The organism is Desulfolutivibrio sp., assembly GCF_036584575.1.
In the GTDB taxonomy this organism is placed as follows: domain Bacteria; phylum Desulfobacterota; class Desulfovibrionia; order Desulfovibrionales; family Desulfovibrionaceae; genus Desulfolutivibrio.
The window spans coordinates 1-6,594 of sequence record NZ_JAZHDB010000045.1; the positions used below are offsets into that span (position 1 = coordinate 1).

Consider the following 6,594-nt stretch of genomic DNA (forward strand, 5'->3'; position numbering starts at 1 on the left):
TCACCCACATCCCGGCCCGGTAGCACAGCGCGGACACCGGCCGCAGGGCCATGAGCATAAACGCCGCCGCGCACAGGCCAAGCCCGGCCAGTTCGATCCGCTCCAGGCAAAGCCGCCGGGTCCGGCACGCCCCCTCCTCCGGGGCCGGAAACTCGAACCACACCCGGTTCCAGGCCAGGGAAAACATCACCACCAAAACCGCCCCCCAGGCCATATGCACGGGCATAACCAGCGTGTCGGCGGGCAGCGGCAAAATGGCCGGGATGACCGCCGTGGCCGCTGCCGGGGGATGGTCGGCGTCGAAAATCTGCATAAGCGCCGCCGCCAGGGCCACGGCCAGCCCGAGCGTCAGCGGCAGGGCCAGGGCCGGGTCGGACACCGCCCAATTCACCGCAAAGACAGCGGCAAGCCCGCCCACGGTGGACACGAAATGTCCGGCGATGACCTGCCGGGGCCGGGCCACCCGCAGGTAGGCGCAGGCCGCGCTGATGAAACAGGTGGCCGCCAGGGGCGGATAGAGCACCCCCACCTGGCAGGCCTCGGACACCAGCGCCGTCAGAAACAAAAAAAGCCCCGCCCCGGCCGATCCCCAGATCAACCGCGACAGGGAGATGACCCCCGGCCCGTAGACGTCTTTACGAAATTCCCTGCGGCACGGCGGCTTGAGGCGTATCTGGATCATGGGCTGTCCCCCGGACTGTTCCCGCCGATTGCGCGCATGGCGCGGCCGGGCGAACCCCTCACGGTCCGCCCGACCCGCCGCCGATTTTCCCCGTGTTGCGCTCGGCACTTCCCGTTATGACCAAACAAGCAGCAACACACTGAATTTATGATTTTTATTCACAAAAAACAGACGTGTTTTTTGTGAACGCCACACTACCGCTTGGGGCTTTTCACATACAGGATGGACTGGGTGCTGCGCTTTTTGATCAGCGCCTTGCCCTCGGCCTCGGCCTGCATGAGCAGGATTTCCTTCTCGCCGAAGCGCAAGGCGTCGGCCAGACAGACCTCCACGCACACCGGCTCCAGACCGTGGATCACCCGGTCGTAGCACAGGTCGCACTTGTGGGCGAAATTGCCCGTAGCGTCGAACTGGATGACGTCGTAGGGACACTTGGCCAGACACTTTTTCGCGCCGGTGCAGGCCGCCTTGTCGATGCGCACGATGCCGGTCTGGACGTCCTTGGCGATGGCCCCGGAGGGACAGGCCTTGATGCACGGCGGCTTCTTGCAGTGCTGGCACATGACCACCCAGAAGTCCTCGGCCAGATCGGGATAGGTTCCCGTGAGTTCGTTTTCCACCCGGATGTAATGGCTCATCTCCCCGGGCATGGCGTTTTCGTGGTCCACCAGGCCGTGATGGTTGCGGCAGGCGACGATGCAGGTCTTGCAGCCGATGCAGCGGTCGAGATCGACCATGATGCTGAGCTGTTTCATGGCGTGTTTCCCCCTACTTGTGGATGTTCACGCGGGTGGCCACGTGGGCTTCGCCGCCGCGCAGGTCCTGCTCGTCCAGGTGCGATCCGGCGTCGGCGATCAGTTCGTTGTCTCCGGCCCAGTTCCCCCGCGACGCCACCTTGCCCATGGTCTGCCCGAAGCCGTGGATCAGCCCGGCGCAGCCGGGCTTTATGCGCTGCGACAGGGCCACGGGCAGCCGGACCTGGCCTGTAGACGAGGCCACGGTGACCATGTCGCCCTCGGCGATGCCAAGCCGCGTGGCGTCGATGGGATTTATGACCACGGGATTGGCGTCCAGGCCCGAGACCGGGTCGCGCAGTTGGGCGTTATTCTGGGACCAGGCCCCGGTGTTGTTTAAGAAGATGGTGCGGAAGTTCACCAGGATGAAGGGGAACTCCTTCTCGCCCCGGCGAAACTCCAGCGGCAGTTCGGGACTCGGCCACTGCTGCCCGATATCGGCATACATCTTCCATTCCAGTTCGATCTTGCCGCTTGCGGTGTTGAACTTCCCGGCGTCCTCATACTTGCGAAAGCCCGCCGTGCCCGGGGACCACAGGCCGCCGTTCTCCAGGAGCTTTTGCATGGACATGCCTACGCCCGAAAGCTCGATGTCGTAGTATTCCACGTCGTCCTTGAAGGCGAAGTATTCCGGGAACATGCGCTTGCCGAGCTCGATCATCACCCGGTTGGCGTGCCGGGTCTCGCCCAGGGGCTCGATGACCGGGCGGCACAGGGCCGCCGTATGCCCGTAGTTGTACCACCAGGGCATGTACAAAAGCTCCCAGCGCTCGAAGTTGGTCTGGTCCGGCAAAACCAGATCCGCCCACTTCATGGTCTCCGAAGGCATGATCTCCGTGACCACGAACAGCTCCAGCTTGTAGTCGCCCTTTTCGTCGCGCATGGTCATGGCCTTGCGCCATTCCCCGGACCCCATCTCCGACAGGGCCGGATTGCACTCCGAGGCGAAAAAGACCTTGAGGGTTCCATCCTTCACGGCCTGGGCCGCGTACCAGGTGGGTTCGAGGATGAAGTTGTAGTGGTCGAACCTGTCCTTGTCCGGGCCGGTGCGGTGATAGCCCAGTTCCTTGAGGTTGGGGGCCGGGGGCACGGGCGTGACCGGGGCCATGGGCGCGATCTCGGGCAGGGGCTGCCCGCCGGGGTTGTCCAGGTTGCCGGTGATGACCAAAAGGATGCTCCAGACATGCCCCCAGTCCATGGCGTTGCCGTACATGATGGACTTAAAAGCGTCGATGCACACGCTTTTGGCCTCGGCGCACATCTTGGCCAGCCTGACGATGTCTGCGGCCGGAACCTCGCAGATGCGGCTCATGTTCTCCGGGGTCTTGTCCTTGATGAACTCCAAAAGCTTTTCCATGTCCCCGGGCCGCACCCACTTGTCGCAAAAGGCCTTGTCGTAGAGGTCGTTGGTCAGCAGGTAGTGGCACACGCCCAAAAACAGAGCCGCGTCGCCGCCGGGCTTGATGGGGATCCACCAGTCGGCCTTGGAGGCCTCGGTGCGAAAGAGGGGGTCGATGACCACAAGCTTCGCCCCGCGATCCTTGGCCCCCAGGATGTCCCGGGGCACGCAGGCGTCGTCCAGGCAGCCGAAGGGATGCCTGCCCGAGAGGATCATGAGTCCGCCCTTGGGCACGGTATAATACATGGGCGCGATGTGGTGGTTGGGGAAGCAGCCGAAGGTGTGCAGATGGGCCATGATCTTGCCCGAGTCGCAGTGCGGCAGGCCGGTGGAGATGAAGCCGCCCGCAGCGTTGACGAAGCGCCACTTGGGGTCGCTGGTGGAGTGGGGGAACATGGAATAGGTGAACGTGTGGGCCTCGCCGCGCTCCCGCAGCTCCCGCAGCTTTTTTTCCATGATGTCCATGGCCTCGTCCCAGGTAATGCGCTCAAACTTGCCCTCTCCGCGCTCGCCCACCCGCTTGAGCGGATATTTGAGGCGTTCCGAGGAATACAGGGTGGTGATGCCGGCCATGCCCTTGACGCACATCTTGCCCCTGGCCAGGGGATTGCCCTTGACCTCCTTGACCACGCCGTCCTCGACGCGGGCTAAAATGGCGCACTCCGCCTTGCACTGGTAACAGACGGTGGGAATCCATTCGTTTCGGTGCATATTGCGTTTCCTCCGTTAAAAATGTGCTCGTCATGCAGCCCCGGGCGCGTGGGGAAAGGAACCGGCGTGCCGCATGTGTGCCGCCCTTTCCAGGAAAGAGCGTTTCCCGGGACGAAAAGTTACCGCCTGGGGAAAAGAATTTTTACAAAAGGGGCCGTGCGGCGCCGCGTTGTGCGCTAGGAAGGCTCAGACGAAATCCGGGCAGACGAACCGGGCCAAGTCGAAGGGCGGGGCTGCGGCCGCGCCGCCCACGGCGTGGCGCATCATGGGCAAAAACACGGCCATGCGTTCCGGGCGGGGCCGCAGGTCGTCGAAGGTGACCAGCCGCCCGGACAGGACCGAATGGGCCACATCCCGGGCCACGCCGGTGCAGGCGGCCAGGATTCCGGCCCCCAGGCCGGGATCGTCACGAACCCTGTCCCGGGCGGCCAGCAAGGTGCGTACGTACTTCCGGACCACCTCGCCGTGGCGGCTGGCGAAATCCCGGCGCACGGCCAGGATGCAGCAGGTGTGCCCGGGCAGGATGTCCTTGGAGAAAAGCATGGTCCGGCCGAGCTTTTCCTGAACGCACTTGGCCCCCCAGGGCTCGGCGCAAAAAAAGGCGTCGATCTTTTTGGCCCGCATGGAGGAGATGGCGTAGGACGGGCTGATGACTGACAGGCTCAGGTCGGCCAGTTCGGGACGGGCGGCGGCCAGGTGGTCGAGGAGCACCTGATGGGTGCTGTAGGGTGCGGGCAGGCCCAGGCGGCGCATGGGCCCCTCGGCGGAGACGGACAGGGAGCTGCCGTCGTGGTGGGCGTCCATGACATGGGCCAGATCGGCGCCCATGGCGGCCAGGCGCATGGCCAGAGGGGCCATGATGAAGGCCGCGTCCACCCGCCCCTGGCGCAGGTCGGCAGTCAGGGCCTGCCAGGAGAGATAGCGGCGCGGGGCCACGGGCAAGGGCCGGTCCCGAAAAAGCTCCTGGGCGGCCATGGGCAGCAGATGGTCGGTGATGGGCATGTAGCCCACGCGCAAGATGCCCGCCCCGCCGTAGGGCAGCATCTTCTCCCGCAAAATCTCCCGGGCGGCGTGCAGCCGCTTTTTCACCGTGCCCTCGCCAAGCCCCAGGGCCGAGGCGATGTCCCCGCTGGTTTGGCCCTGGCCGTAATGCCGCCGGGCGACCTCCCGCAGATGCCCGGGCAGGGCCTCCAGGGCCGCGTCGAAGGCAGCCCGGAGTCTGGCCTCGTGGAGCCCCTGGGCGGGGTCGCCGGTTTCGGCCAGGGGAAAGGCCTCGTCCTGGCTGACGTCTTCGAGGGATTGGGCGGGATGCTGGCCGAGCGCCAGCCGCGTACACTGGTTGCGTACGATGGCCGCCATCCAGGCCGGGAAGGATTCGGGTTCGCGCAGTGAGCCAAGGGCGCAAAACGCGGCCAGAAAGGCCTCCTGCACGGCGTCCTCGGCCAAGGGACTTCCGGAGAGCCTGCGCCGGGCGATGCCAAGGACCGACGGATAGAACCGCTCGGCCAGGGTCCGCCATGCGCGCGCCTGGCCAGACCGGGCCAGACGCACCAATTCGCCGATGGGGGTGGTGTCCATGTTTCCGCCGCCTTTTGCCGCGCGATCCCGCCGCAATAAGGGTCACGCTTTCTGAAAATACCAGGACAGCGGCAACAAAGGCAAGGGGTGTCGCCGGCCCGGGGACGGCCGCCGGGCCGGTTGCCCTTGCGCCCGTTTCCCGGTAGGCCTGCCCTCGCGGCGCGCGACGTGCGCCACGCCGTTTTCACGCCACGCCAAGGAGACCACATGGCCAAAATCCTCTACGGGGTGCACGGCTCCCAGCACGGCCACGCCATCCGGGCCACGGTCCTCGCCCGGCATCTGCCGCACCACGAATTCCTGTTCGTCTCAAGCGAGGAAGGGGCCGGGCTGCTCTCCCGCGAATGGCGCGTGGAGCGCTTCGCCAACCCCGGCACCCGCTACAAAAACTACAAGGTGGACACCCTGGCCACCCTGGGGCTGGCCGCGCGCACCTTCGCCCGGCGCGGCCGGGAGCTGGACCGCCTGGCGCGGCTTATCGACGAGTTCAAGCCCGACGCGGCCATCTCCGACTACGAATATTTCGTGCCCATCGCGGCCAAAAGGGCGAACGTCCCCTGCCTGTCGCTGGACCACCAACACGTCATCTCTTCCTGCGTCCACGACATCCCGGCCAGCATACGCCTGGATTATTACGGCATCCTGGCCTCCATCCGCCTGCTTTTCAGCAACTGCACGGACTACCTTTCCATCTCCTTCTACCAGCCGCCGGTCAAACCGGGCCTTCGCGCCCGCATTGCGCCGCCGCTTCTGCGCGACAGCGTGTTCCGCCACACGCCCTCGGGCGGCGACCACATCCTGGTCTACCAAAGCTGCTCCATCTGCGACGCCTTCGTGCCGTTTCTCAAAACCCTGCCCCGGGAATGCCGGGTCTACGGCTACAAGGTGGACCGCGTGGACGGGAACCTGACCTTCCGGGGCTATTCCGAAGAGGGGCTTCTGGCTGATCTGTCGACCTGCGCCTACGTCATCTGCGGCGGCAGCCACAACCTGATCTCCGAGGCCCTCTACTACGGCAAACCCGTCATCTCCCTGCCCGTGGGCGGGGCCGTGGAACAACACATCAACGCCGCCTACCTGGAAAAGCTCGGCTATGGCCGCTACCTGGACATGAAAAACCTGGATGCGGCCATGATCCAGAATTTCGAAAACGAACTGCCCGCCCGGCGTACCGCCATCCAGGCCGCCACCTTCCGGGGTAACGAACTGGTGTTCGGACTGGTCGAAGACTTCGTCAAAACCGGCCGACTCCCCCTGGCGTAGGAGATCCGTTCGGTGTGGTCCCTTGCGGCGAGAGGTTCAATGACGGTAGTGGGTTCGTCGGAAGAGAGCCCTGCCAGAAGAAGGGCCGTCTTCACCTGGGCGCTTGCCGTTTCGGGGACATGGGTTGCTCCCCGAAGACGGTTTCCCGAAACCTGAAGGGGGAGGGA

At 65.1% G+C, this 6,594-nt stretch carries 5 protein-coding genes; 1 reads left to right on the top strand and 4 read right to left on the bottom strand.

The window, feature by feature from the left end; all coding sequences use genetic code 11:
• The 4 genes from V3572_RS03500 to V3572_RS03515 form a co-directional block, all read right to left on the bottom strand.
• Positions 1-682: HPP family protein (locus tag V3572_RS03500; protein ID WP_332109585.1), on the bottom strand; the 682-nt coding region annotated here is incomplete at its 3' end.
• Between the two features lie 194 nt (positions 683-876).
• A complete protein-coding gene (locus V3572_RS03505; RefSeq protein ID WP_332109586.1) occupies positions 877-1,437 on the bottom strand; it encodes a 4Fe-4S dicluster domain-containing protein in 561 nt (186 codons plus the stop codon).
• A gap of 13 nt (positions 1,438-1,450) precedes the next feature.
• Positions 1,451-3,586: a molybdopterin-containing oxidoreductase family protein gene (locus V3572_RS03510; protein WP_332109587.1), complete on the bottom strand. Its 2,136-nt coding sequence runs from the start codon at positions 3,584-3,586 to the stop codon at positions 1,451-1,453.
• A gap of 186 nt (positions 3,587-3,772) precedes the next feature.
• A complete protein-coding gene (locus V3572_RS03515; RefSeq protein ID WP_332109588.1) occupies positions 3,773-5,164 on the bottom strand; it encodes a sigma-70 family RNA polymerase sigma factor in 1,392 nt (463 codons plus the stop codon).
• Positions 5,165-5,371: 207 nt separating this feature from the next.
• Between V3572_RS03515 and V3572_RS03520 the strand changes: the two genes are divergently transcribed.
• Positions 5,372-6,427 carry a glycosyltransferase family protein gene (locus V3572_RS03520; RefSeq protein ID WP_332109589.1) on the top strand — a complete coding sequence of 352 codons (1,056 nt, stop codon included), beginning with the start codon at positions 5,372-5,374 and terminating at the stop codon, positions 6,425-6,427.
• Positions 6,428-6,594: the final 167 nt, after the last annotated feature.